At 43.0% G+C, this 25,439-nt stretch carries 25 protein-coding genes; 6 read left to right on the plus strand and 19 right to left on the minus strand.

Annotated features, from left to right (window positions below; genetic code table 11):
• The 4 genes from OCV57_RS10245 to OCV57_RS10260 form a co-directional block, all read left to right on the plus strand.
• The coding region (locus OCV57_RS10245; RefSeq protein WP_267301452.1) for a hypothetical protein at positions 1-247 on the plus strand (247 nt) is incomplete at its 5' end.
• 396 nt (positions 248-643) lie between these two features.
• Positions 644-1,222: a hypothetical protein gene (locus OCV57_RS10250; protein ID WP_267301453.1), complete on the plus strand. Its 579-nt coding sequence runs from the start codon at positions 644-646 to the stop codon at positions 1,220-1,222.
• A gap of 383 nt (positions 1,223-1,605) precedes the next feature.
• A complete protein-coding gene (locus OCV57_RS10255) occupies positions 1,606-2,025 on the plus strand; it encodes a hypothetical protein (RefSeq protein WP_267301454.1) in 420 nt (139 codons plus the stop codon).
• A 14-nt stretch (positions 2,026-2,039) separates the two neighbouring features.
• A complete protein-coding gene (locus OCV57_RS10260; RefSeq protein ID WP_267301456.1) occupies positions 2,040-2,183 on the plus strand; it encodes a hypothetical protein in 144 nt (47 codons plus the stop codon).
• Between the two features lie 65 nt (positions 2,184-2,248).
• Here OCV57_RS10260 and OCV57_RS10265 read toward each other — a convergent pair whose 3' ends face one another.
• On the minus strand, positions 2,249-2,596 hold the full coding sequence (locus tag OCV57_RS10265) for a PAS domain-containing protein (protein ID WP_267301458.1): 348 nt from the start codon (positions 2,594-2,596) through the stop codon (positions 2,249-2,251).
• Between the two features lie 62 nt (positions 2,597-2,658).
• Between OCV57_RS10265 and OCV57_RS10270 the strand changes: the two genes are divergently transcribed.
• Positions 2,659-3,534 carry a hypothetical protein gene (locus OCV57_RS10270; protein ID WP_267301460.1) on the plus strand — a complete coding sequence of 292 codons (876 nt, stop codon included), beginning with the start codon at positions 2,659-2,661 and terminating at the stop codon, positions 3,532-3,534.
• Positions 3,535-3,584: 50 nt separating this feature from the next.
• Here the strand turns inward: OCV57_RS10270 and OCV57_RS10275 are convergent, their stop codons facing one another.
• The 6 genes from OCV57_RS10275 to OCV57_RS10300 form a co-directional block, all read right to left on the minus strand.
• On the minus strand, positions 3,585-3,851 hold the full coding sequence (locus OCV57_RS10275) for a DUF1294 domain-containing protein (RefSeq protein WP_317245419.1): 267 nt from the start codon (positions 3,849-3,851) through the stop codon (positions 3,585-3,587).
• Between the two features lie 58 nt (positions 3,852-3,909).
• Positions 3,910-7,623, minus strand: a complete 3,714-nt coding sequence (locus OCV57_RS10280) for a phosphoribosylformylglycinamidine synthase (protein WP_267301462.1) — start codon at positions 7,621-7,623, stop codon at positions 3,910-3,912.
• A gap of 181 nt (positions 7,624-7,804) precedes the next feature.
• Positions 7,805-9,292, minus strand: coding sequence for an L-fucose/L-arabinose isomerase family protein (locus tag OCV57_RS10285; protein ID WP_267301463.1), 1,488 nt, complete (start codon positions 9,290-9,292; stop codon positions 7,805-7,807).
• 96 nt (positions 9,293-9,388) lie between these two features.
• Positions 9,389-10,147 carry a YdcF family protein gene (locus tag OCV57_RS10290; RefSeq protein ID WP_195249462.1) on the minus strand — a complete coding sequence of 253 codons (759 nt, stop codon included), beginning with the start codon at positions 10,145-10,147 and terminating at the stop codon, positions 9,389-9,391.
• Between the two features lie 109 nt (positions 10,148-10,256).
• A complete protein-coding gene (locus tag OCV57_RS10295) occupies positions 10,257-10,526 on the minus strand; it encodes an HPr family phosphocarrier protein (RefSeq protein WP_046440140.1) in 270 nt (89 codons plus the stop codon).
• Positions 10,527-11,009: 483 nt separating this feature from the next.
• Positions 11,010-11,240 carry an HPr family phosphocarrier protein gene (locus OCV57_RS10300; RefSeq protein WP_022287796.1) on the minus strand — a complete coding sequence of 77 codons (231 nt, stop codon included), beginning with the start codon at positions 11,238-11,240 and terminating at the stop codon, positions 11,010-11,012.
• Between the two features lie 250 nt (positions 11,241-11,490).
• On the opposite strand from OCV57_RS10300, the gene mtaB reads away from it, so the two are divergent.
• Positions 11,491-12,795 carry a tRNA (N(6)-L-threonylcarbamoyladenosine(37)-C(2))-methylthiotransferase MtaB gene (gene mtaB, locus OCV57_RS10305; protein WP_267301468.1) on the plus strand — a complete coding sequence of 435 codons (1,305 nt, stop codon included), beginning with the start codon at positions 11,491-11,493 and terminating at the stop codon, positions 12,793-12,795.
• Between the two features lie 58 nt (positions 12,796-12,853).
• Here the strand turns inward: mtaB and gatB are convergent, their stop codons facing one another.
• The 12 genes from gatB to OCV57_RS10365 all read right to left on the minus strand — a co-directional run bounded on the left by gatB (position 12,854) and on the right by OCV57_RS10365 (position 25,248).
• Entirely contained in the window at positions 12,854-14,290 is a 1,437-nt protein-coding gene (gatB, locus tag OCV57_RS10310) for an Asp-tRNA(Asn)/Glu-tRNA(Gln) amidotransferase subunit GatB (RefSeq protein ID WP_267301470.1), read from the minus strand.
• Between the two features lie 17 nt (positions 14,291-14,307).
• Positions 14,308-15,759: an Asp-tRNA(Asn)/Glu-tRNA(Gln) amidotransferase subunit GatA gene (gene gatA, locus OCV57_RS10315; protein WP_267301472.1), complete on the minus strand. Its 1,452-nt coding sequence runs from the start codon at positions 15,757-15,759 to the stop codon at positions 14,308-14,310.
• Positions 15,760-15,771: 12 nt separating this feature from the next.
• On the minus strand, positions 15,772-16,041 hold the full coding sequence (gene gatC, locus OCV57_RS10320) for an Asp-tRNA(Asn)/Glu-tRNA(Gln) amidotransferase subunit GatC (protein ID WP_022287800.1): 270 nt from the start codon (positions 16,039-16,041) through the stop codon (positions 15,772-15,774).
• Between the two features lie 41 nt (positions 16,042-16,082).
• A complete protein-coding gene (ligA, locus tag OCV57_RS10325; RefSeq protein WP_267301473.1) occupies positions 16,083-18,059 on the minus strand; it encodes an NAD-dependent DNA ligase LigA in 1,977 nt (658 codons plus the stop codon).
• A 283-nt stretch (positions 18,060-18,342) separates the two neighbouring features.
• Positions 18,343-18,972, minus strand: coding sequence for a sporulation protein YunB (gene yunB, locus OCV57_RS10330; RefSeq protein WP_267301474.1), 630 nt, complete (start codon positions 18,970-18,972; stop codon positions 18,343-18,345).
• A 50-nt stretch (positions 18,973-19,022) separates the two neighbouring features.
• The gene (locus OCV57_RS10335) at positions 19,023-21,419 is read right to left on the minus strand and encodes an endonuclease MutS2 (RefSeq protein ID WP_267301475.1); all 2,397 of its coding nucleotides are present in this window, start codon (positions 21,417-21,419) and stop codon (positions 19,023-19,025) included.
• 44 nt (positions 21,420-21,463) lie between these two features.
• Entirely contained in the window at positions 21,464-22,216 is a 753-nt protein-coding gene (recO, locus tag OCV57_RS10340) for a DNA repair protein RecO (RefSeq protein WP_117958444.1), read from the minus strand.
• Positions 22,179-22,301, minus strand: coding sequence for a hypothetical protein (locus OCV57_RS10345; RefSeq protein WP_022287805.1), 123 nt, complete (start codon positions 22,299-22,301; stop codon positions 22,179-22,181). Before OCV57_RS10345 ends, recO begins: the two co-directional genes overlap by 38 nt.
• A gap of 69 nt (positions 22,302-22,370) precedes the next feature.
• Entirely contained in the window at positions 22,371-23,285 is a 915-nt protein-coding gene (era, locus tag OCV57_RS10350; RefSeq protein WP_117958445.1) for a GTPase Era, read from the minus strand.
• Positions 23,282-23,785 (minus strand): diacylglycerol kinase family protein, encoded by a 504-nt coding sequence (locus OCV57_RS10355; RefSeq protein WP_267301476.1) that lies wholly within the window; start codon positions 23,783-23,785, stop codon positions 23,282-23,284. The genes era and OCV57_RS10355 overlap by 4 nt, the downstream gene beginning before the upstream one ends.
• Positions 23,772-24,281 carry an rRNA maturation RNase YbeY gene (gene ybeY / locus OCV57_RS10360; protein WP_046440186.1) on the minus strand — a complete coding sequence of 170 codons (510 nt, stop codon included), beginning with the start codon at positions 24,279-24,281 and terminating at the stop codon, positions 23,772-23,774. The genes OCV57_RS10355 and ybeY overlap by 14 nt, the downstream gene beginning before the upstream one ends.
• Positions 24,282-24,288: 7 nt before the next feature.
• A complete protein-coding gene (locus OCV57_RS10365) occupies positions 24,289-25,248 on the minus strand; it encodes a PhoH family protein (RefSeq protein ID WP_038671482.1) in 960 nt (319 codons plus the stop codon).
• Between the last annotated feature and the right edge of the window lie 191 nt (positions 25,249-25,439).

The following is a 25,439-nucleotide window of genomic DNA, read 5'->3' on the forward strand; positions in this document are numbered from 1 at the left end:
CGCATGGAACAGCAGAGATTTTCTGAGCTTTAAGGAAAAATTCGGCGCTCCGTATGCCGAATCTCTTGACAATGACAAGGAACATGTTTTAGCCGATGTATATATGTATAAAATTTCAGACAGCAGTAAATATGCGATCGTGGCTGTTGGCAGAGATGACGGCTCGATCAATGCGCTGTCTGTTAAGGATATAGACAGCCGTTGGAGCGAAGATAATAAATATGAATATATTTTAGAGAATGAATAGATTAAAGGCAAGGAATTAAATAACAAATGAGCAGCGAAATAATCGGAACAAAATTCAAGTACACGGTATTAACATTGACACCGTTTTCTTCACACCATTTATGCACTGTAAGTCAGCTACTTTTCTGTGCCTGGATCTGGGCTGACCATTCAGTCAGGCGAAATTCGTTCTTTACCGTTGCGATCGTTGTTTTCATTATCATTATCTTTATCTCCACATCTAATTTGGTCTAAGCAGCTCTATAAACTTTTTGAGATTGGGTAATTTACTCTATCGAGTTGCTTGAAGTTTATTATACTTCTTTAGTCATCGGTGGGGTAGATGCGGAGGGTTTGACGGTTACATTCAAATTCACAACGTCAATGATAGATGATATTTTAGAAGATGTCCCCGTGATTGATACAAATAGATATACTTGATGTAAAAATAGAAAATGTTTATTCGTCGTTTGGTGGGAAAGGAAATGTTATGAAATTAGAAAAACAAATTACAAATGAAGAGCTGCTTGAACTTACAAAAAAAGCATTTGATAATAACGAGGTTGCTGAGTTCCTTTGCGGAGAGAAAGGATATGCTTGTCCTATAAGTCACTTTGTTCCAGCAAATGTACCAACGGATTTTAATAGAATTATAGATTTTGGAGTATACAAACTCTATGAGGAAACTAAAAATGAAAAAATTGTTGCCAAATTCGAAGAAGCCATATTGTATCTTCTTGATTGCGATCCAGTAAGGAATTGGATAGCGTTTATGGTATGTTGGAATCAAATTAGGAATGAAAAAAGACACGAAGCACCATTTAAATTCATTAATCAAGAGTTAATTGAGAAATTGAAGGAAACGCTATTAAAACACGAAAAGGAGCTTCGTGTTTGTAAGGAATGGCAAGGTTGGAATGAAGAGAATGGGCTTTGGCAGGAAATTACAAGAATTAATAACATTGCAACTAAAAATTATGGTGTGAGTATATTATGAATATAGACTAAATATTTAGTAAAGGTGCATCTTATCTAATATCTGAAAAAGGTTATGAAGACTATATTTCAGGCAAAGATGTTACATTGGGACATCCTGTTGGAGATGATACTGTTGTTTGGGTTGCACCAAGTGCCGAAATTGATGAAGCTATAATTAAAACCAAATCCGGATGTTAACCCTAATATAGGAGAAATTGGCAACACGAATTCAATAAATGGAATCCCAACCAAACAATTAAATAATCTATATAATTCATCAGGAAGAGATTCTGAGTGCTTACGTTTCATTCATTGCATTTACTATACAAGCGCAGCAAGAGGTTTTATAAGGGTTCTCTTTAAAATACCCTTAAATACTTTTATTATTGTGAGGTTTAGACTATGGCATTTGTTAATGAAAAGCTGACTCCAACGCAAAGAGAGGAACTGGCTAAGAAAAAGATTAAGAACCCATACGGGAGCTTTAGGGACACGACAGAAGGTATCATGCCCCTGTACTTAACTATTGACAAAAATTCTGAAACATGGTTAGCACATTGCTATAACCATCATGACACGAATAATGATATAGAGGAATTTATCTTTATGTATAAATCAAATCCGATACCTGTTCAAGCAATAAAGAGTATTCATGAAAAACAAGTTTGTTGGAAAATAACACGTATTGATTTCCCGAAAGGATTGCTAAACGATAAAGAACACCTTCAAATTTTGTTAACTGACGCGTTCAAAGCTTACAACATATCCGGATGGCCTGGCGAAGAAAGTGGACAGACTAAGGTAATATATGGCTATGAGTAAGGAGGTGTATTGTAATGTTGACGTTATTGGAAGCATTAGATAAGCTCAATTCAAAATCAGAAAGTGAACTTACGCTTGATTATCTTGAAGAACTTGCTAAAAAAGTATCTATCGAACCTATGCCTCATTTAACGATTAAAGGCTCTGAGATGACCTAAAATTGGTCTTATCAGAGCCTTTTTACATTATGCTTTTTAACGAAATGTCATTTTAGGTTGTGCATTTATTCTGGCAGCAGGACGCAGGCGCAGAAACTGGGTTCGGGCTGATAGCAATATATGGTGAGGTCTTTTCCGATCTCAGGGCTAAAATCCTTCAGCGTGTGCTTTGTGCCGTTGAGTGCTACATCTGCGTAAGATACCAGCCATTTTCGGTCTCCGTTGCGAAAGACTTCATAAAAAGACCGATTCAGCATTTCTTCCACGGGCACACCCTCAACTACCGCCATCTCCTTGTTGCAGTAGCGGAAAATAAAGTCAACACCGTGACCATCCTCATCGAATACAAGCTCGATAACGCAGTAAGCCAGAGGCATTTCGTCCATAATACTGCACTTTTCGTAGAAACCCAACGGCGGGTCGAATTCCTCCTTAGGCGACGGAACGTCTAGCCCAAGCTCCTTACGCAGCCGTTGTGGATGGGCTGAATGGCAGCTTTGACAAGATCGAGTTTGATCTTGCTTCTGCAGAGAATACAACAATTGAAAACGCCCCAACAGACACAACTGCTTTTGGCATTTCCGGAGGTGCGATCACAAAAGATCAGAAGATCGGAACTATTACAGTAAAGATCACCTCAGATACCTCAGACACCACTATGGTGAAAAATTTGGAGGATCTGCGCGGTGCATTTGAAAATGGCGGCAAGGCAAAGCTAAACAACGATCTTAACGGAGCATACGAGATGCTGACGCTTTTGTCAGGAAAAGATCTGGAGTTTGATCTGAACAGAAAGACGCTGAGCGTCGAATCTATTTCACTCTCAAATGATGGCAACGAAACGCTGACGCTGAGCAACGGTACTATCGGTTGTTATGTGCAGATGAATGGAAGAGCTGAACAACATCTGATCGTTGACAATTGTACTCTGAATGGGTTGGGCGACAATAATAATTACTCAGATGTGACCTTGAGAGATTGTGTCATCATGAAAGATTGCTTTACTAGCTATGGCGGCATCTGGAAATTCGAGGGAGTCAATAATATTACCGGAACAATGAAAGTTAAGAAAGATGTCACCATTTCCGGCGACTTTACGTTAGGGACGCTTAAAGTTCCCATGGTTACTACCGGTACGCCGACCTTAAAACTGTCGGGTAATATTCGGATAGGCACATTCTCCTTTGATAGTGTTTATAGAGAAGAGGCAAAGATCGTCTGCGGTGCGGGTACATATAACTTTAAGCCGGATGAATATGAAACAGGCAGATATGGCGGTATTCAACTAGCAGAGGGATGCACCGTCAGCGGACCTGATGAAAACGGCATTTACACCGTTACAGCGGAATAAGGAGGGCAAAAAAATTAGGCAGCCGTTACCGACTACCTAAAGAACTTATTCTATTGTGCAATGACCTTGTATATGATAAATGCCCATAGTGCAAGAGAAATTATCATCACCATATAAAAATACCAGTGTTTTGTTTTGTGACGGAAAAATTCCATGCCCAGAAATCCTCCTGCAAAGCCGCCAAGCAGGCTCAGACCAAGGAGCGTTTTCTCAGGTATCCGCCATTTGTGTGCTTTTGCCTTGTGCTTATCTGCACCAAAAAGTGTGAACGTCAAAAGGCTCATTGCGGAAAGATATATTATAATGTATTTCAGCATATCTTTGTCCTCATATAAACAAAGGGCGGAAAAGCTCCGCCCTTGTATTTTTGTTTTTTTACTTGAAGTAAGCTACGCCGCTTTCAAATATTTTCTGATCCTTTTCACCAGGAACGTTCTTTGATACGCAGCAGCCCTTACGCTCTGAGTGACCCATTTTACCAAGAACACGTCCGTCAGGTGAGGTGATACCCTCGATAGCCTGGAATGATGTGTTAGGGTTGCAATGAATGTCAAATGTAGGTTCTCCGTCAAAGTCAACATACTGTGTAGCGATCTGTCCGTTTGCAGCAAGCTGTGCGATTTCCTCTGCTGTTGCAACGAAACGTCCCTCACCGTGTGAGATAGCCACGCTGTGGATATCGCCTACCTCACAACCTGCAAGCCATGGTGACTTGTTGGAAGCGATCCTTGTGTTTACCATTTTAGACTGGTGTCTTGCAATGGTGTTGAATGTCAGTGTAGGGGAGTCATCTCTCATATCTCTTATCTCACCATATGGTACAAGACCAAGCTTGATAAGTGCCTGGAAGCCGTTGCAGATACCAAGCATAAGACCGTCACGATTTTTCAGCAGGTCATGGATAGCGTCTGTAAGTCTTGGGTTTCTCAGGAATGATACGATGAACTTGCCTGAGCCGTCAGGCTCGTCGCCACCGCTGAATCCACCTGGGAGCATTACTATCTGTGACTCTTTTATCTTCTTCTCCATTGCGTCAACAGACTCCTTGATAGCCTGTTCTGTGAGGTTTCTTACAACGAAGATGTCAGCCTCAGCGCCTGCTTTTTCAAAGGCCCTTGCTGTATCGTATTCGCAGTTTGTGCCAGGGAATACAGGGATAAGCACCTTTGGCTTTGCCACCTTGATAGAAGGTGCAACTCTCTTGTCTGCCTTGTAGCTGTACTTTTCAGGCTTTTCAGCAGGCTCTTTCACATGAACAGGATAAACAGGCTCAAGCTTGCCCTCCCAAAGTGTCTGGAGCTTGTCAAGGCTTATTGTGTAATTGTCAGACTTTATCTCGTAGCTTTCTGTTGTTTCACCGATAACTCTCTCGTCAGTGTCAACGCCCTCTGCAAGCTCGATAACAAATGCGCCATAGCAAGCTCTGTAAAGCTCTTCTGCTGTGAGCTTGTCTGTGAACTTAAAGCCTATCTTGTTACCAAATGCCATTTTTGCAACAGCCTCAGATACACCGCCGTAGGATACAGCCCAGCATGAAAGCACCTTGCCCTCAGCGATAAGCTTTTCTACCTTTTCAAATACTGCCTTAAGTGAATCGAAGTTCACAAGCTTGTTGTCATCATACTCAGGCTTGATAAGAATTACCTTAGAGCCGGCCTTCTTGAATTCCTGTGAAACTACCTTGTCTGCGTCTGTTACTGATACAGCGAATGAAACAAGTGTAGGTGGAACGTCTATTTCCTCGAATGTACCTGACATTGAGTCCTTACCGCCGATAGAACCGCATCCCAGCTCTATCTGTGCCTTGTATGCACCAAGGAGAGCAGACATAGGCTTGCCCCAACGCTCAGGATCGTTCTGAGTTCTCTCGAAATACTCCTGGAATGTGAGCCAGCACTTCTCGTATGTACCGCCTGTTGCGATGACCTTTGCGATAGATTCAACTACTGCACTCATTGCACCGTGGTATGGGCTTACAGATGAGAGATATGGGTCATAGCCCCAGCCCATAATGGACGTTGTCTTTGTATTGCCGTGAAGAACAGGGAGCTTTGCAGCCATTGCCTGTGTAGGTGTGTTCTGATATTTACCGCCAAATGGCATAAGAACTGTGTTTGCACCGATAGTTGAGTCAAATCTCTCAATAAGACCCTTCTGTGAGCAGATGTTGAGGTTTGATATCATAGACTCCCAGCGGTCAGCAGTGTCAGCGTCGTTGCTCTCTGTTGCGAAAACAGGAGCAGGGATAGAAATATCTGTGTGCTTTTCAGCTCCGTTTGAGTTAAGGAACTCTCTTGTAAGGTCAACGATAGTGTTGCCGCACCAGTTCATTTTAAGTCTTGGCTCAGCAGTTACTCTTGCCACCATTGTTGCTTCAAGGTTTTCCTTTGCAGCCTCAGCCATGATTTTTTCAAGGTCGCTCTTTGCGATAACAACAGCCATTCTCTCCTGTGACTCAGAGATAGCAAGCTCAGTGCCGTCAAGACCGTCATACTTCTTTGTAACAGCGTCAAGGTTGATAGAAAGTCCGTCAGCAAGCTCGCCGATAGCAACGGAAACTCCGCCTGCACCGAAGTCGTTGCAACGCTTTATCATTGAAGTAACTTCAGGGTTTCTGAACAAACGCTGAAGCTTTCTTTCCTCAGGTGCGTTACCCTTCTGTACCTCAGCTCCGCAGTTTTCAAGTGAGTGGAGGTTGTGTGATTTTGAAGAACCTGTTGCTCCGCCGCAGCCGTCACGTCCTGTTCTTCCGCCAAGGAGGATAACGATATCCTCAGGCTCAGGTCTTTCACGTCTTACGTTCTCAGCAGGAGCAGCACCTACTACAGCACCTATCTCCATTCTCTTTGCAACATAGCCAGGGTGATATATCTCGTGAACGTGACCGGTAGCAAGACCTATCTGGTTGCCGTATGAAGAATAACCATTTGCCGCACCTACAACTATCTTTCTCTGTGGAAGCTTACCTGTGATAGTGTCCTCAACAGGAACCAGCGGATTGCCTGCACCTGTTACTCTCATTGCCTGATATACATATGAACGTCCTGACAGAGGGTCTCTGATAGCGCCACCAAGACAAGTTGCCGCACCGCCGAAAGGCTCGATCTCTGTAGGGTGGTTGTGTGTTTCGTTCTTGAACATGAGCAGCCAGTCCTCAGGCTTGCCGTCAACGTCAACAGTTATCTTAACAGAGCAAGCGTTTATCTCCTCACTCTCGTCAAGGTCTTTGAGCAGACCAGCCTTTTTAAGCTGCTTTGCGCCGATACAAGCAAGATCCATAAGTGTAACAGGCTTGTCAGTTCTGCCTGCATAAAGGTCTTTTCTTGTGTTGATATAGTCTGCAAAGGTAGCAGCTATGTAGTCTGAGTCGATAGAAACGTTATCGACTATAGTGGAGAATGTAGTATGACGGCAGTGGTCAGACCAATATGTGTCTATCATTCTTATCTCAGTGATAGTAGGATTTCTCTTTTCAACGTTCTTGAAATAATCCTGACAGAACTTGATATCGTCAAAGTCCATTGCAAGACCCAAGTCTGTGAGCATGAATCTCAGGTCATCGTCTGTTGAATAGATAAAGCCCTCAACAGTCTTAACTGTGGTAGGGATAGTATACTTGATATCGAGTGTATCGAAGCAATCAAGGGAAGCTTCTCTTGACTCAACAGGGTTTATCATATAGTGCTTGATCTGGTCAAGCTCTGCTTCTGTGAGTTTGCCAGAAACGATATAAATTCTCGCTGACTTGATAGTAGGTCTTTTTCCTCCAGTGAGAAGTGAGATACACTGTGCGCAGGAATCAGCTCTCTGATCAAACTGACCTGGCAGATACTCAACTGCAAAAACAAACTCGTCAGCTTTTACAGCAGGCAGGTGATCGTAAGTAATGTCAACAGCAGGCTCAGAAAAAACGACTGGTGCTGCAAGGTCAAAATCCTCTCTTGAAAGACCCTCTGCGTCATAGCGGTTTATAACTCTCAGACCTGTAAGGTTATCAAGTCCCAGAGCTGACTTTATTCCGCCGATAAGTGAATTTGCTTCAACTGCAAATTCAGGCTTTTTTTCTACATAAATACGGTAAACAGACATGGCTACATCTCCTTATAATAGTTACTTCTATTATACTACATTTTTCGCATATTTGTCAATAAAATTATTATTATTCGGCAGGGCATATAATTATGTGTGAATAAGCGTTGGCTCACTTGTTGATTTTTTAGTTCATAAAAGCAGAAATACCGCACCATTACAGTGCGGTATCCCTAAAATATTAATCTGCAAACGGATTTTCTGTTGGATAAAGCATACCCTTTGGCTGATTGAAGCCTATGTCTGTCATGCCAAGATATGTCATAACACTGTGTAGTGCCTTTCCATAGTGACCAAAAGCAACAGCACCGTGGTGAGGATAGTTCTTCTGCACGAGAACGTGGCGGTAAAATCTGCCCATTTCGTTGATAGCGAAAATACCGATAGAGCCGAATGAACGTGTTGCAACAGGAAGAACTTCGCCCTCTGCAATATATCCTTTGAGCTGTGCGTCAGCCGTTGACTGGAATCGGAAGAATGTTATATTTCCGTCAACGATATCGCCCTCAAGAGTACCTCTTGAAATATTAGGCTCGCTGTCTGGCTCAAGATTTCTCTTCATGATACGCTGGAACTTCATCTCAGGCTCTTTTACAAGGCATGAAGCTGTGTTTCCGCAGTGGAAGCCCATGAATGTATCCTTTTGTGTGTAAGGGAACTTTCCTGCGATATCATCATTGTATATGTCCGCAGGAACAGTGTTGTTGATGTCAAGGAGCGTAACAGGCTTCTGTGATACACAAACGCCTATGTATTCGCTGACAGCACCGTAGATATCTACTTCGCAGGCAACAGGAATGCCTATCTTTGTAAGTCTTGAATTAACATAGCAAGGAACGAAGCCAAACTGCGTCTGGAATGCAGGCCAGCACTTGTTTGCAAATACAACATATTTCCTTGAGCCCTTGTGAGCTTCTGCCCAGTCAAGAAGAGTAAGCTCATACTGCGCAAGTCTTGGAAGGATGCCTGCCATTTTATTGCCCTTGCCAAGCTCTGCTTCCATGTCAGCCACAACAGCAGATATTCTCTCGTCGCCGGCATGGGCGTTGAATGACTCGAAAAGGTCAAGCTCTGAGTTTTCTTCTATCTCAATACCCATGTTGTAGAGCTGTCTGATAGGTGCGTTGCAGGCAAGAAAGTCCTGTGGACGTGGTCCGAATGAGATTATCTTCAGTTCCTTAAGACCGAGGATAGCCCTTGCAACTGGAACAAACTCGCTTATCATCTTTGCGCACTCGTCAGGTGTACCAACAGGGTACTCAGGGATATAAGCCTTGATGTTTCTCAGTGCAAGGTTATAGCTTGCGTTGAGCATTCCGCAGTAAGCGTCGCCTCTGTTGTCGATAAGTGCATCACCGCATGGCTCTTCAGCAGCCGCAACGAACATAACAGGACCGTCAAACTTCTTTGCTAGAAGTGTTTCTGAGGACTCAGGTCCGAAGTTTCCAAGATATACAACAAGTGCGTTGCAGCCTGCTGTGTTTACCTCGTCAAGGGCTTTGAGCATATCATTCTCGTTCTCCACAACTGTAGGACATTCGTAGATATCTCCGTAAGCCTTTTTGTACTCCTGACAGACCTTGATACGTCTTGATTCTGAAAGCGACATAGGGAAGCAATCTCTTGAAACTGCAACGATGCCAAGTTTTACTTCTGGTATATTTTTCATGTTTCAACCTCCGATTTTCATTTATTTATGACTTTATTCTAGCATACCTTTGTGCTGTTTTCAATAGCTTTTTGTGCAAATTTTCGTGAAATTTAGTTAGCTGCCCAGCATGAAAAAGTGCGTTAGCCCAAGCCACTCTCTCACCCAATATGTGAACAGGTATCGTGGCTCGGTGTAAGCTGAATAAGCGGTGACATTCTCCACACCCTGAGCCTTTGCGATAAGGCTTGCACGGTATTGATGAAAGCCGTCTGTGACGATAGTCATATCATGGCTCATGCCGAGTTCATCGAGTATCTTGAGAGAGTTTTGGATATTTTCGTAAGTTGAAGTGGACTTGTCCTCCATTATTATCCTGTCGCTGTCCATGCCTTTTTCTAGCAGATAGTTTTTCATTGCCAAGGCTTCGCTTATTTTCTCATCATCACCCTTGCCACCTGAAACTATACAAAGCGTATCGGGATTGTCGTTCATAGCCGTAATTGCAGCGTCAAGTCGTCTGCGTAACATTCGTGAGGGGCGTTCGCCTTTTACTTGACAGCCAAGCACAACTATAACATTGGCTTTTTCAGGACGGTTTTCCTGTGCTTTGTACATAAGTATGGAAAGAATACCCACATATATTATCCCAGCAAGTATCAATGTGCTTACAAAGATAAGCCCGAATTTACCTGCGCCATGTCCCCATATTTTTGATATAATACCGCAGAATTTTGTCCAGTTTGCCGTTATGAGCATTAGCATCACCGAAACGATAATGCCAAGCAGGTTGCCCGAGCATATAACAGGTAATGGTACAAGAAACAGAAACAACAGCAAAGTTTCCAGTGCAAGCAATATTATTTTTACGCTCATTAGTTATCTCCTTGTCTTTTTTGTACTATTATAACATATAGCTCTTGTGATTACAAGGGCAAAAGAGAAAAGCGCTCCGCAGCAGCAGAACGCTTTTATAAGGAATGATCTAAGTTGAGATCAGATCACCGAATTTTTCGAGAAAATCACGCTTGTCGTCATATTTAGCTACCAGCGATACAGTTTTCTTTGTGCCAAGACCGAAAATACCCATAAGTGATTTTGGATTGAGTATTTTTGTTCCTGACTGCACCACCAGATCGTATTTGCAGCTTAAAGCCGCTTCATGCAAAGTCTTGATGTCATTAAGATCGTTTATCCTGATATAAGCTTTGATCATGTTCGTGATTATGCCCTTTGGCATATCCTCCTTTCGCAATAATAACCTCTGAAAAACTAAAAAGAACCGAAAATTTCTGAGATTTTCGTTTCTTTTTACATTGGCAACAGCAGTTCTATACTTATATGTCACATATCTTAATCCATATATAATTATATGCCAATGTGAACAAATAGTAAACAGATATTGTGTAAAATATTATATGTGAAGATATTAATATGAATTTTACTTATTTCATGTTAATTTATTATATAAAATTTGGATAATTAATCATATTAAAACGTTTTAGTTGATGTGGAACTTATATAAAAGCTATAACAAATCAGCTAAAAGTTTTCTTATTACGAAAATATCAAACGTTTTATATGCGCTTTGAATGAAAATACAGCAAAAGTAGAAAGTGTATATTCGTAAATATATTAAACTATATGATGAAATTTTGCAAAAATGCGAAATCGTTTAAATTTTGCAACAAAAAAAGCACTGAGCTTTTAAAACTCAGTGCTTTCGTGATATCAAAGTTTAGTCAACAATAAATTCTTTGATCTCGTCAAGGAATTTAGTAGCGTCGTCTGTGTGTGCTACGAGCTGGATAGGATTTGAAAGGTCAAGGCTGAAAATACCCATAATTGACTTAGCGTCAACTGCATATCTTCCTGACGCAAGATCCACATCAAAGTCGTACATAGAAACTACGCTTACAAACTTCTTTACCGCTGCAATGGAATCGAGCATGATTTTTACCTTTGTCATAAATATTCCTCCTTCAGAATGATCGGTATATCCGATCTTGATTCCCACATAAATTCTGTAGATCTTTTCTCTACAATTTATATTATAAACGATTTTTTTGATTTGTCAATGGATATTTGCAAAAAAAATTAAAATATGGTACAATAGTCAAGAGTGATAAAAATCAAAGTTTAGATTTATGCAATATGCACATATATTATTGTGATTTATTGTGCATTATAAACATTTGGCTACTGAAAGGAAATCAAATATGAAAGCCTTTTTCTATACATTCGGCTGCAAGGTAAACCAATATGAAACTGAAAATATAAAGGAAGCAATGCTGTCCGAGGGGTATGAGGTCACTGAGGATTATGCTGATGCAGAGGTCTGTGTTGTAAATACCTGCACTGTTACCGCTCAGTCGGACTCAAAATGCCGACAGCTTATCCACAAGATAAAAAAAGCCAATCCTGAGTGTCTGATAGTTTTGGCAGGCTGTTTTCCGCAGGCTTTTGAAAAGGAAGCTTCTGCTCTTGACGAGTGCGGTATCATAGTTGGCACAGGTGCAAAAAAGGAGATACCTGCCCTTATAAAAAGGTATATCACAAGTGGCGAGCGTATTATCAGGATAGTTCCTCGTGAGAGGGGAGAGGCTTTTGAGAAAATGACAAACTCAGGTGCTGACCAAAAAACTCGTGCGTATATCAAAATTCAAGACGGCTGTGATCAGTATTGCACCTACTGTATTATCCCCACTGCTAGAGGACACATCTGCTCAAAACCTTTGGAGGATATCGCTCCCGAAGTTCAGCAGCTCGTTGACTCAGGTCACAAGGAGATAATCCTCACGGGCATAAATCTTTGCTGTTACGGCAGGGAATTCAAAAACGGCACACGGCTTATTGACGCCATTGAGGCGGCTTGCGGCTGTGAGGGAGATTACAGAGTGCGTATCGGCTCTGTTGAGCCTGAGCTTATTTCAGATGAAGATATCCTGCGAATGTCAAAGCTTGAAAAGCTCTGTCCGCATTTTCATCTTTCCCTGCAAAGTGGCTGTGACGAAACTTTGAAGCGCATGAACCGCCATTATGATACGGCGGAGTATGCTGAGCTTTGCGAGAAGCTTCGCAGGCATTTTCCAAACTGCGCTATAACCACTGACATAATGGTGGGCTTTCCACAGGAAACTGACGAGGAATTTGAAAAGTCGCTGGCATTTGCAAAGAAGATATCTTTTGCAGAAACGCATATTTTCCCGTATTCACGCAGACCTACCACTGTTGCCGACAAAATGAAATGTCAGCTCGACCGCAAGACCAAGCACAGTCGTGCGGCTCAAATGGCAGATGTATGCAACGAAACAAAGGCTTTGTATCTCAAAAGCCTTGTTGGCACAGTGCAGGAGGTTTTGTTTGAAAAGGAAACAAGCCCTCAGTGGCATCAGGGTCATGCGCCAAATTATGTGACAGTGAAAATACCGAGGACAAGCGAAGAAGTTTCCTTAAGGCGACAGCTTTTAAAGATAGAGATAACCTCGTCAGATGGCGAGTTTTGTTACGGAAAACTTATATGAGTACAAAAAAGAGGACCGCAAATGCGATCCTCTTTCGTTATATCAGATTTTTCTGTGCTCAGCCAAGCTTTGCAAGAATTATCTCTTTCATCTTTCCAGGATTAGCCTTGCCCTTTGAAGCCTTCATGCACTGACCTACCAGATAGCCCAGAGCATTTGTCTTTCCGCCCTTGTAGTCATTTACAGACTTCTCATTTGAGGCAAGAACTTCATCAGCGATCTTTTCAAGTGCGCTGTCATCAGAGACCTGTGCAAGACCCTGCTCCTTGATAATGTCGCTTACCTTTTTGTCCTCCTCGAGAAGAACTGCAAAGACTTTCTTTCCGCCAGCGTTGGAAATGGTCTTTGCCTCGATCGCAGCGACGAGGTCAGTAAGATTGTCAGCAGTGAGCTTTGTATCTTCGAGAGTCTTGCCTGTTGCGTTCATGTACTTAACAAGGTCGCCAAGTATCCATGTTGTATAGCACTTTGCAGGGAACTTGTCCTTTGCCATGCAGTCGTCAAAAAGCTTTGCAAGGGAAACAGACTCTGCTATAAATGTTGCGTCCTTTATGTTCAGACCGAACTTCTTTACATATCTGAGTATCTTTACGTTTGGAAGCTCTGGGATACTCTTTTTAAGCTCGTCAACGCGCTCCTGCTCAACAACGATAGTGAGCAGGTCCGGCTCAGGAAAGTAACGATAATCCTGTGCGTCCTCTTTTGAACGCATTGGAATGCTCATTCCCTTTTCGTCGTCCCAACGGCGAGTTTCCTGCTCGACCTTTCCGCCTGCTTCAAGAACAGCTATCTGTCTTTCTACCTCGTAGTCGATACCTCTTACAGCGGCAGAGAAGCTGTTTACGTTCTTCATCTCAGAACGTGTGCCGAATGGCTCGCCAGGCTTGTGAACAGATACGTTTACATCACATCTGATAGAGCCTTCCTGCATCTTACAGTCGCATATGCCAAGATACTGTAGGATAGATTTCAGTGTTTCAAGATAAACCTTTGCTTCCTGTGAGGAACGCATATCAGGCTCAGAAACTATCTCGATAAGCGGAACACCGCAGCGGTTAAGGTCAACAAGCGATACACCATGGAACTTGTCAGAGTGGAGAAGCTTACCTGCGTCCTCCTCAATGTGTATTCTTGTGATACCTATTCTTCTTTCCTCGCCGTCAACAAGGATATCAACATAACCCTTGCCGCAGAGAGGAACTTCTGCCTGTGATATCTGATAAGCCTTTGGCAGGTCAGGGTAGAAATAGTTCTTTCTGTCCTGCTTGCAGACACGGTTTATCTCGCAGTTGAGTGCGTGACCCATTCTTATTGCATAATCAACTACCTTTTCGTTAAGAGTAGGCAGTGTGCCAGGCATACCCATGCAGATAGGGCAAACCTGTGAATTGACTTCAAGACCGAACTGGTTCTTGCAGTCGCAGTATATTTTAGACTCGGTATTAAGCTCAGCATGAGTTTCAAGACCGATTACAACTTCGTAGCCTTTTACCATTTTTGTGACCCCTTTCCTTAAAGCTCAGGCATTTTGAATCCGCCAACAAGCTGCTCATAAGCATAAGCTGTGTTAAGCAGACGCTGCTCTGTAAACTTTCCGCCGATAAGCTGCATACCAACAGGCAGACCCTTGTCGTCATATGCACAAGGAATGCTTATTGCAGGCAGACCTGCAATGTTCACTGTAACAGTGCAGACATCGTTTGCGTACATTTTAAGGGGATCGTCAGTGTTTTCACCGATCTTGAAAGCTGTTGACGGAACTGTAGGAGTAGCGATAACGTCAACGTCAGCGAACTGAGATGCGAACTCCTGCATTATTCTCTTCTGAACGAGCTTTGCTTTCTTGTAGTAGGCGTCATAGAAACCTGATGAAAGCACGAATGTGCCGAGCATTATTCTTCTCTTTACTTCGTCGCCGAAGCCCTCTGAACGTGTTCTCTCGTACATATCAACAAGTCCGTCATATTCTTCAGCTCTGAAGCCGTATCTTACACCGTCAAATCTTGCAAGGTTTGAAGAAGCTTCTGCAGAAGAAATGATGTAGTATGATGAAAGTGCATAATCTGTAGACGGCAGAGAAATCTCCTTTACAATTGCGCCCTGCTTTTCAAGCTCTTTCACAGCGTTCATTACAGACTGCTTAACGAATGGGTCGATACCCTCACCGAAATACTCTTTTGGTATACCAATCCTCAGACCCTTTACGTCGGCCTTGAGGTCAGCCGCAAAATCAGGATACTCTCTATAGGAAGAAGTAGCGTCATACTTGTCATGACCAACGATAGCAGACTGTACCATAGCAACGTCCTTTACGCACTTGCCAAGAGGTCCGATCTGATCCAGTGATGAAGCGAAAGCAACAAGACCGTATCTTGAAACGCTGCCGTATGTAGGCTTCAGACCTACAACGCCGCAGTATGAAGCAGGCTGTCTGATAGATCCGCCAGTGTCAGAGCCAAGAGTAACGATAGCCTCTCTTGCTGCAACAGCCGCAGCAGATCCGCCTGATGAACCGCCAGGTATCCTCTCTGTATCAAATGGGTTTTTAGTAGGCTTAAAATGTGAGTTCTCGGTTGATGAACCCATAGCGAACTCGTCCATGTTGAGCTTGCCTGTTACAACGATATCGTCAAGCTTGTTCATTACAGTTGCATTGAAAGGCGGAACATAGTTTCCAAGCATTTTTGATGCACAAGTTGTTCTCAGACCTTTTGTTGAGATATTGTCCTTGATACCAACAGGTATACCAGCCAAAGGTGAAAGCTCTTCGCCCTTTGCAAGCTTTTCGTCTATCTCAGTGGCTTTTTTCATAGCGTTTTCTTCGTCAAGTGTCAGATAAGCGTCTACCTTGCCCTCAACTGCTTTTATTCTGTCAAAAACAGATTTTGTAAGCTCTGCGGAGCTTATTTCCTTGTTCTTTATCATTTCTGACAAGTCGCAGGCATTTCTTTCAAAAAGTTCCAATTATAACACTCCTTACTCTACTGTTTTAGGCACGACAAGACAGCCTGCCTTTACCTGAGGAGCGTTCTGCATAAGCTCCTGTCTTGTGAATTTATCCTGAACAGCCACGTCTTTTCTGAGTATCATCGGGTTGTCAGGGTCAAGGGTCATTTCGTCCTGAATGTCGGGAAGCTTTTCAACCATTCCCACGATGTTTTCCATTTCTGACTCAAACTTATCAAGCTGATCGTCTTCGATGCGAAGTCTTGCCAGCTTGGCAATGTGTTTAATGTCAATATTCATTTTACATTCCTCCTGTTTTATTTATATAAAAAGATATTATCTTATTTTATCATATCCTTGAACTGTTCTTCGGTGATTATTTCGATACCGAGCTGCTGAGCTTTATCAAGCTTGCTTCCTGCTTCCTCACCTGCAAGAACATAGTCCGTTTTTTTGGACACAGAGCCGCTTGCCTTGCCGCCGTATTTCTCAATGAGTGCTTTTGCTTCGCTTCTTTTCAGTGTCGGCAAAGTGCCTGTGAGAACAAAAGTCTTTCCTGCAAAGCGGTCGTCTATCTGTATCTTCTCATACTTCGTGTTTATCCCACATTCTTTGAGCCTTTGGATAAGCTCTATCATATGCTCTTCATGGAAAGCGTTGTAAACGCTTTGAGCCATTACGCCGCCAAAGCCGTCTATCTCGGATATCTGCTCAGCGGAAGCGTTCATGATGTTGTCAAGGTCGCCGAACTTGTCGCACAGAAGCTTCGCAGAAGCCTGTCCGATATTTCTTATGCCAAGACCAAACACCAATCTGTCCAAAGAATTGGACTTTGACTTTTCTATAGCACTAAGAAGATTGTTCACTGATTTTTCCTTGAAGTTGTCAAGCTGTAAAAGCTTGTTTTCGCTCAGAGTGTAAAGGTCAGCCACAGAGGTGATAAGCTTGTTGTCAAGAAGGGTGTGAACTATCTGCGGACCAAGACCGTCAATGTTCATTGCGCCCTTTGAAGCAAAGTGAACGATGCTTCTGAATATCTGTGCAGGACATTCAACGTTCGGACACCTTACCGCCGCTTCTTCCTCGGACTTCACAAGCTTTGTTCCGCATACAGGACAGCACTCAGGGAGCGTGAAAACTCCGTTGCCATGTTTTTCCACAGAACCAAGCACCTCGGGAATGATATCTCCAGCCTTGCGCACCTTGATGATATCCCCCACGGAAATGTTTTTCTCTCTTATAAAATCCTGATTGTGTAGGGTCGCCCTTGAAACGCTCGTGCCTGCAAGAAAAACAGGCTCAAACACGGCCACAGGTGTTATAGCACCTGTTCTGCCCACGTTAAGCTCTATATCAAGCAGCTTTGAGGTCTTTTCCTCAGGCGGAAACTTGTAAGCCACAGCCCACTTTGGCACTTTTGCAGTTGCACCAAGTATCTCACGCTGTCTGAAATCATCGACCTTTATAACAACGCCGTCAATATCGAATGGCAGGTCAAAACGCTTTTCTCCGATAGCCTTTATGCAGCCTATGACCTCATCAGCGGTAGACACACGCTTGTAATCAGGGATAGTCTTGAATCCCAGTGTTTTCAGATAGTCAAGTGACTCCTTGTGAGAAGTAAGTTCCTTGCCCTCTATCTGCTGAACATTGAACACAAAAATATCAAGCTTTCTTTTTGCCGCTATCTTAGGGTCTTTCTGTCTAAGAGAACCTGCGGCGGCGTTTCTAGGGTTTTTGAAAGGCTGCTCGTCATTATCCTCCTGCTCTTTAACAAGCTTCAGAAAAACATTTCTCGGCATATATGTTTCACCTCTGACTTCTATCAAAGGCAGTTCCTCGTTTATTTTTATAGGAATGGACTTTACAGTTTTCAGATTAGAAGTAACGTCCTCGCCCACAAAGCCGTCACCACGGGTAGAACCTATGGCAAGCTCACCGTTGTGATATTCAAGGGATACCGAAAGTCCGTCTATTTTAGGCTCAACAACGAATTGAGGTTTATCCACAGCCTGCTGAACTGTCTCAATAAAGCTTCTCACCTGTTCAAAGGAAAAAACGTCCTGCAAAGAACCCATTTGCACACGATGTGTGACTTTCTCAAATATTGATATCGCCTTGCCGCCTACACGCTGAGTAGGGGAGTCTCTTCTGATAAACTGCGGAAACTGCTCCTCAAGACCCTTTAGTTCCTGCTGGAGCATATCGTATTCATAGTCTGTGATCTCGTTCCTGTCCTCAACATAGTAAAGCTGAGAGTGATAATTCAAAAGCTTCACAAGCTCGTCTATACGTTTTTTAGCTTCCTGTTCGTTCAAAATAACACAACTCCATTTCTGCCAACTTTTTACGGCATATCATACGCAGGGCAATACCACATAAGGATTGTACGCAAGATGCGTAGCCAGATTTTTCGTTAGCTTGTATAGAAACGACGCAGGAATACTTCCGTATTTCAAGGAGTTTCTGTGCGAGATAACGGAAAATCTGCAAGCAGGTTGCGTGCAAAGCCGTTAGGCGTGCCTTATGCGGTATTGCCCTTTATATTATACCATAATTGCTGGTGAAATACAAGCCTTTTTTCTATAAACTGCGAAAAAATCAGCTTTTTCCCTTGTCTAAGTACATATCAGGTATCTCCCCTACGATAACAGTTTCGCTAACGGGATAGTCGTAGCTCACCACGATATCCGTAGAGTGTGCAGGAAGAATGGCTGTCATTTCTATGGTCACAGTGAGATAAAGACTGTATTTTGTCTGATTTATCCCTGCTTCCGTTAAGTCGCTTTTAAGCTCTGTTTTTGCCGCACCTATCTGATGAAGCCGCAGTGGTATGTCAAAACCTCTGCCTGTGAGGATATTTATTCCTGAAAGTGTGCCGATGGGTACGCTGAGTTTTGTACCCTCAAGCTGTGAAAGGCTTTCGTTCACAGCTTTTGAAACACTGCTTTGAAGCCTGTTCACAGCGTTCGTGTCGCTGTTTATGGAGGTTATCCTGCCGTCAGTTTCAGATATCTTTATATAACTGCTTTGGGGCAGTTTTTCAAGCTCTCTGCTTATGGCCGCATTTATCACGTCAAGTGCCGCCTGCTTGCTTTCAAACTCGCTTATTTCGCTGATGTGCCTTGAAAGCTGTGCAAAAAATACCGTCGTGAGCAGTGCAAGAATAATAACGACAGCAAGAATTATGTATGAAATTCTGTTCTTGAAAGAACGCTTGTGAACACTCAAAAAAATCACCGCCTTTGGCTTATTATATACCAAAATGCGGTGATATGTGATTATTTAAGTTCGACTATGGTTACTCCGTCCTCGCCCTCGCCGTAAACGCCTTTTCTGAATGATTTTACAGAAGGGTGGTGTTTAAGCGCACGCCTTATGGCGTCACGGAGAATACCAGTGCCTCTGCCGTGGATTATGGTGAGCATCGTCACTCCTGACATGATAGCGTCAGAAATAAACTGCTCCATTTCATGAACGCCCTCGTCAGCGGCATAGCCCCTGATATCAAGCTCGGTGGATACCTTTCGTGTCATACGGCTCTCAATGCCGCTTTTGGATACACCGCCTTTTTTAACAGGCTTTTTGGACTGTTTCTGCGGCTGCTGCTTTTCAATAAGCTGAAGTTTCTTTACATCTATCTTGGTTTTCATTATGCCTGCCTGAATGAAGCACATTCCGCTGTTGTCAGGGGGCGTTATAATGATACCCTTTCTGTTTGTGTCAACGATAAGCACGTTGTCGCCCTTTTTCAGCGGTCTTGGCAGCACATATCCCTCGTTCCTGCTTTCAGAAACAGGGTTAGCCTCGCTGTATAGCTTGTTCATTGTGGACTTCTGCTTGTGCCTTGCGTCAATGGCTTTCTGAGTGAAGTTTGGATTTTCTTTCTCTTTTCTCAGCTTGTCAAGTTCGTCAACAAGCGCCTGCGACTCACGCTGAACACGATTTACGATCTGCTGAGCCTCACGTCTTGCCTTTTCAAGCTCGGCTTCTTTCTGATCGTAGAATTTTTCTTTCTGCTCTGCAAGCTCTTTTCTGAGAGCCTCGCTTTCCGCACGGTATTTCTCCGCAAGCCTGTTGTTTTCTTCAAGCTGTATTCTTGTGCGTTCAAGATTGTCTATGATAGTTTCAAACTTTCTGTTATCCTCAGAAATAAGCGACTCAGCGTACTTGATTATATCCTTGTCGATACCAAGACTTTCAGAGATAGCAAAAGCGTTGGATTTACCAGGTGAGCCTATGATAAGCCTGTATGTCGGGTGCAAAGTCTGCACGTCAAACTCGCATGAAGCGTTCTCAACGTCAGGAGTGTCGATAGCGTACATTTTAAGCTCCTGATAGTGAGTAGTTGTAACTAGCGTCGCACCGAATATCCTTATGCGTTCGATTATAGCCACCGCCAGTGCAGCACCCTCCACAGGGTCAGTGCCTGAACCAAGCTCGTCAAGAAGCACAAGGCTTTCACTGTCCGCTTCGTCAAGTATGGTCTTTACTCTGCTTATGTGAGAGGAGAATGTAGACAGGTTGTTTTCTATAGACTGCTGGTCGCCGATATCAACGAGCACGTTTTTATATACAGATATCCTGCTTCCGTCTGACGCAGGGATAAGCAGACCGCACATTGTCATAAGCGTGAGCAGACCCACAGTTTTAAGCACAACTGTTTTACCGCCCGTGTTAGGACCTGTTATTATCAGGGAGTGATAGTCAGTGCCAATAGAAAAGTTTATAGGCACGACCTTTTTGGGGTCGATAAGAGGGTGACGTGCCTTGTTCAGCACGATAACACCGTCATTGGATATCTCAGGGAGCATTGCTCTCATTTTTGCACCGAGGTTTGCCTTTGCAAAATAAAGGTTAAGCTCTGTTACCGCATTGTAGTTTGAAATGAGCTGGTCTTTCATTTCGGCACATTCCATGGAAAATTCAGCGATTATCCTGTGTATCTCGTCCTGCTCCTGACCCTGCAAAATGCGGATATCGTTGTTGGCTTCCACTACCGACATAGGCTCGATAAAAAGCGTTGAGCCTGTTGCGGAAGTGTCATGAACAAGACCACTGACATTGCCCTTGAACTCAGTCTTTACCGGAAGAACGAAACGTCCGTCACGCATTGTGACAATGCTCTCCTGCAAATATTTCTGAGTGCTCGGGGATTTTATCATCTTGTCAAGGGTCTCTCTTATCTTAAGCCCTGAACGTGTTATCTTCTGTCTTATGCTTCTCAGCTCCGCACTTGCGTCGTCAGAAAGCTTTGTTTCATCTATGATAGCCGTTTCCAATCTCTGCTGCAGATACTTGTTTGGATAGAGCATTTCAAAGAGATATGAAAGGGAAGTGTCCTTGTTCTCACACTGCTCATACCAGTGGTGAAGCTCATATGTCTGCGCAAGCAAGCGTCTTATCTGGATAAGCTCTCCAAGAGAAAGCACACCGCCTGCTTCGGCTCTTTTGATGTAAGTTGATACGTCATTTATGTTGTAAAAATTCGGCGTGCCGTATCTCACGCTGAGTTCAAGTGCTTCGGCGGTCTTGCCTGTTTCTTTCTTGACCGTGTAAAGATCAGAACAAGGCTTTATCCCCAAAGCCATTTTTTTAGTTTTTTCGTTGGAGCATTCTTTTGAAAGCATTTCAAGAATTTTGTTCAGCTCCAGCGAATCATAAAATCTTTCGTCCATTATATATACCTCAAAATATGACAATAGGCAAAGCTACGCAATGCCTACAAAAGTCTGTAAAAATCAAGCGACGGAAACTTGCCTTTCAGATTATATCTAACAAACCGCTCTGTAAAAGCGGTTAGCTTTTTCTGATATCTTTCGCTTATCTTGAAAGCAAAAAGCCGCTCATATTCCGTCAGTGCAATAAATCGGACTATGTATAGCATAGTCCTGTCTAATTCAATATCGTAAATGCTGTCAGGATTGTAACAGCATTTGTCACACTCCAAGACCCCTGTTGACAGATTGAAGTGCATAATGTCAGCTTCATACGCCATGCAAACCGAACAGCCAAGAAGCGCAGGTCTTAATCCTGCTTCGCACAGCAGACGAAACTCAAATATAGATTTGAGAAGTTCGTTATCCCTGTCGCCTTTATCGAGAAAATAAAGTGTGTTCAGCGTCAGCCGCATTATCTCGTCACAGCCGCTTTCCTCTGTTCGTATATACATGAGAAGCTCAGAAAAGTAAGAGGCAAGAGCCGTTTTTTTAGGGTCGAGCCTGATGTTGTAAAAAAGCTTCTCTGATTCACTGCTGTTGAGAAAAAACATTGATTGGTCTTTAGAGTTCTTCTTTTCCTCAACGCACAGCTTAGAGTATGCAAAAAGCTGCGTTGATGACGCATTTTTCGTGCTTTTCCTGCCTCCACGAACAAATATATCTATGACTCCACGCTCTGCTGTGAGGACAGTGATGGATTTGCTTGTTTCACCCCTGTCATTTTCCCTCAGTATCAGTCCCATAAAGGTCAGCATTGTCAGTATCCTCTTTTCTGTGTGCGGCATATGTGAGATAATCCTCTATCCTGCCGCTTTCAAAGAACTTGTCCCATAAAGTCATGATGTTCACCGCCTTACTGATATTATCAGCTTTTTTGGCGGTCATTATAAGCGGAAAAATATGTTGCCTTTATTCCAAACCGAAATTCTTTATCATGCCCTCACGGTTTCTCCAGCCCTCTTTTACCTTAACCCAGCACTGGAGATTTACTTTTATCTGGAAGAAATCTTCAAGGTCAGCTCTTGCTTCCTGACCTATCTTTCTAAGCATAGAGCCGCCTTTTCCAATAAGAATACCCTTGTGTGACTCTCTCTCACAGTAAATAGTAGCGGTAACGTCAAGTATAGCTTCACCGTTTCTATTTTCACGCTCATTAAGATGTTCGATAGTCACAGCTATGCCGTGAGGAACTTCGTCATTAAGGTTATTGAGTGCCTTTTCTCTTATTATCTCAGCCATTATGACCTTTTCAGGCTGGTCTGTGAATTTATCATTAGGGAAGTAGTGCGGACCCTCTACAGCGTTCTTTTCAAGATCTTCCATAATAATATCAAGGCCGTCATTTTCAAGAACGCTCACTGGTACGATATCTATAAAATCAAAAAGCTTTGAATACTCTGCTATCACTGCGATAAGATCCTCTTTGTTTTCAAGAAGATCTATCTTGTTCAGCACAAGTATCACCTTAGTCTTGCCTGCCTTGAAGCCCTTTACAAGCTCACGCTCGTTTTCGGATATTTTCTTTGTGCAGTCAGCCATAAGGATAATAAGGTCAACCCCTGCAACAGACTCGTTCACAGCGTTGAGCATATGCTCGGAAAGCTTGTTTTTAGCCTTGTGCATACCAGGTGTGTCCATGAAAACGAACTGCGTTTCTCCCTTTGTGAGAACACCTGTTATCTTTGTTCTTGTTGTCTGCGGCTTGTCGCTCACTGCGGCTATCTTTTCGCCCACAAGTGCGTTTAGCAATGAGGATTTGCCTGCGTTCGCACGTCCAACAATAGTGACGAACGCATTTTTTGAATTTGCATTTTTCTTGTTCATATATATTTTTCCTTATCTTTTTTATCTTTGTCAGCAGGCGTTTTGAACACCCATACGAGCCACAGTATCACACCTGCGGATAAAGCTATCCCTAGCCATATGTTTCTTGCAAAATAAGAGGCTATCGCCATAAAAGCATAATAGTCCCAGAATATCCTTATTCCCACAGCCACAGAAACGATCGCCGCAACGAGAACAGCCCCTGCCGCACAGTCTTTAGCCTTTTTAGCAAGGGGGTTTTTATCTTTACACGCCATATCCACAGCGGCTTCAACAGCCGTGTTCACAAGCTCTAGTGAAATAACAAGCCCTATGCAGATATAAACTGCGGCAGTTTCGGCGGTGCTAAGCCCGTAAAATCGCATTAGCAGTATCACAAGCACTGCAACGCCAATGTGAAAACGCATATTGCGCTCTGTTTTTATACAGCTCACAACGCCCTCAAAGGCATAAACAAAGCCCTTGAAGAAACGTCCTATCCCTGTTTTACCTGTGTTCATGCTCGCCTAAGAAAGTGGCATCACGGGATATGCCCAGATTGCCAAGTATAGCTTCTTCCTTTTCACGCATTATCCTCTCCTGAAGATTGCTTTCTTCATGGTCATAGCCTAGGAGATGAAGCATTGAATGTACTGTCAAAAAGCCTATCTCTCTTTCAAGAGAGTGACCATATATCTCAGCCTGACGGTAAGCAGTTTCAAGGCTTATGACTATATCTCCCAGCAGGAAAGCACCTGTTTCGTGGTTCATGTCAAAATCACCGTTCTCGCCAAGAGGAAAGCTCAGCACGTCTGTTGAGCGGTCTATGTTTCTATGTTCCTTGTTAAGCTCATGTATCTGCTCGTCATTCACAAAAGATACAGAAACTTCAAAATCATCATTGTGGCCCTCATATTCCAACACAGCATGGCAACAGCGTCTTACAAGAAGCCTTATGCCAACAGGTATCTTTACCTCTGTCTGGTTGTTGGTTATCATTACTTTTACCTTGCCCATTACTTTTTCACATTCCTTTTTTGTTATATTTTTCATAAGCAAGGATTATGTCCTGCACAAGCTTGTGACGGACAACGTCCTTGTCGGTAAATCTGTTTATTGATATATCGTCAATGCCTTTGAGTACGTTCATTGCCTGAATAAGTCCTGACTTTCTCTGGTCAGGCAGGTCTATCTGCGTTATATCGCCTGTTATGACTATCTTTGAGTTGAATCCGAGACGTGTAAGGAACATCTTCATCTGCTCGTGAGTGGTGTTCTGCGCTTCATCAAGGATAATGAAAGAATCGTCAAGAGTGCGTCCTCTCATGTATGCCAGCGGAGCGACTTCGATACAGCCGCGCTCCTGCTGTTTAGCGAAAGTGTCAGGACCGAGCATTTCAAAAAGTGCGTCATAAAGCGGTCTGAGATATGGGTCTACCTTACATTGCAGGTCGCCCGGAAGAAAGCCCAGCTTTTCTCCTGCTTCAACCGCAGGACGTGTGAGGATTATCTTCTCTACCTCGTGCGCCTTGAAAGCTTTTACCGCCATTGCCACCGCAAGATAAGTCTTGCCCGTTCCCGCAGGACCAATGCCCATGACGATAGTCTTTTTCCTTATTGCTTCAACATATCTTTTCTGACCGAGAGTTTTCGGCTTGACGAGCTTTCCGCTCACTGTTACGCACACGCCGTCATCAGACATATGCTTTATCTCATACTGCTTGCCCTCACGCACAAGTGTGAAAACATATCTTATAGTCTGCTCAGTGATAGCCTCGCCCTTGTTGATAAGAGCAATAAGGCTATTTATAGCTTCCGAGGCGTTAAATACGTTCTCCTCATCGCCTGTTATCTTGATATCGTCACCTCTGCCGAGAATCACAACATTATACTCTTTTTGGATAAGATTAACATTCTCGTCATAATTGCCGAAAAGGCTGAGTACAGTTTCCATTCTGTCCACGCTGATAAGTTTTTCCGCCATTAGCACAACTTCCTCTTTTTTTGTTCTGATATACCTATTATACAAAGCTATTATATCACATTTTTCCTCTGATTGCAACAATCTCAGTAAGATTTAACACTTTTTTTTGTAGTGCTACAATAGATATTGGACAAAATTAAGAAAAAAGAAAAGAGAGATAGGCAAAAATCTGATAAAATAAAGTTACCACA

Origin of the sequence: Hominimerdicola aceti (genome assembly GCF_025567495.1) — a bacterium.
In the GTDB taxonomy this organism is placed as follows: Bacteria; Bacillota; Clostridia; order Oscillospirales; family Ruminococcaceae; genus Hominimerdicola; species Hominimerdicola aceti.

Coding starts and splice junctions, on each gene's coding strand:
- OCV57_RS10255 (WP_267301454.1), top strand. CDS start 1,606: ATGGCATTTGTTAATGAAAAGCTGACTCCAACGCAAAGAGAGGAACTG.
- OCV57_RS10335 (WP_267301475.1), bottom strand. CDS start 21,419: ATGGACGAAAGATTTTATGATTCGCTGGAGCTGAACAAAATTCTTGAA.
- ybeY (WP_046440186.1), bottom strand. CDS start 24,281: ATGGGCAAGGTAAAAGTAATGATAACCAACAACCAGACAGAGGTAAAG.
- OCV57_RS10275 (WP_317245419.1), bottom strand. CDS start 3,851: ATGCTGAAATACATTATAATATATCTTTCCGCAATGAGCCTTTTGACG.
- gatB (WP_267301470.1), bottom strand. CDS start 14,290: ATGGTAAAAGGCTACGAAGTTGTAATCGGTCTTGAAACTCATGCTGAG.
- OCV57_RS10290 (WP_195249462.1), bottom strand. CDS start 10,147: ATGAGCGTAAAAATAATATTGCTTGCACTGGAAACTTTGCTGTTGTTT.
- OCV57_RS10345 (WP_022287805.1), bottom strand. CDS start 22,301: ATGACTTTATGGGACAAGTTCTTTGAAAGCGGCAGGATAGAGGATTAT.
- gatC (WP_022287800.1), bottom strand. CDS start 16,041: ATGAATATTGACATTAAACACATTGCCAAGCTGGCAAGACTTCGCATC.
- OCV57_RS10285 (WP_267301463.1), bottom strand. CDS start 9,292: ATGAAAAATATACCAGAAGTAAAACTTGGCATCGTTGCAGTTTCAAGA.
- OCV57_RS10260 (WP_267301456.1), top strand. CDS start 2,040: ATGTTGACGTTATTGGAAGCATTAGATAAGCTCAATTCAAAATCAGAA.
- mtaB (WP_267301468.1), top strand. CDS start 11,491: ATGAAAGCCTTTTTCTATACATTCGGCTGCAAGGTAAACCAATATGAA.
- OCV57_RS10280 (WP_267301462.1), bottom strand. CDS start 7,623: ATGTCTGTTTACCGTATTTATGTAGAAAAAAAGCCTGAATTTGCAGTT.
- era (WP_117958445.1), bottom strand. CDS start 23,285: ATGAACAAGAAAAATGCAAATTCAAAAAATGCGTTCGTCACTATTGTT.
- OCV57_RS10365 (WP_038671482.1), bottom strand. CDS start 25,248: ATGGCGGAAAAACTTATCAGCGTGGACAGAATGGAAACTGTACTCAGC.
- OCV57_RS10300 (WP_022287796.1), bottom strand. CDS start 11,240: ATGACAAAGGTAAAAATCATGCTCGATTCCATTGCAGCGGTAAAGAAG.
- OCV57_RS10355 (WP_267301476.1), bottom strand. CDS start 23,785: ATGAACACAGGTAAAACAGGGATAGGACGTTTCTTCAAGGGCTTTGTT.
- recO (WP_117958444.1), bottom strand. CDS start 22,216: ATGCTGACCTTTATGGGACTGATACTGAGGGAAAATGACAGGGGTGAA.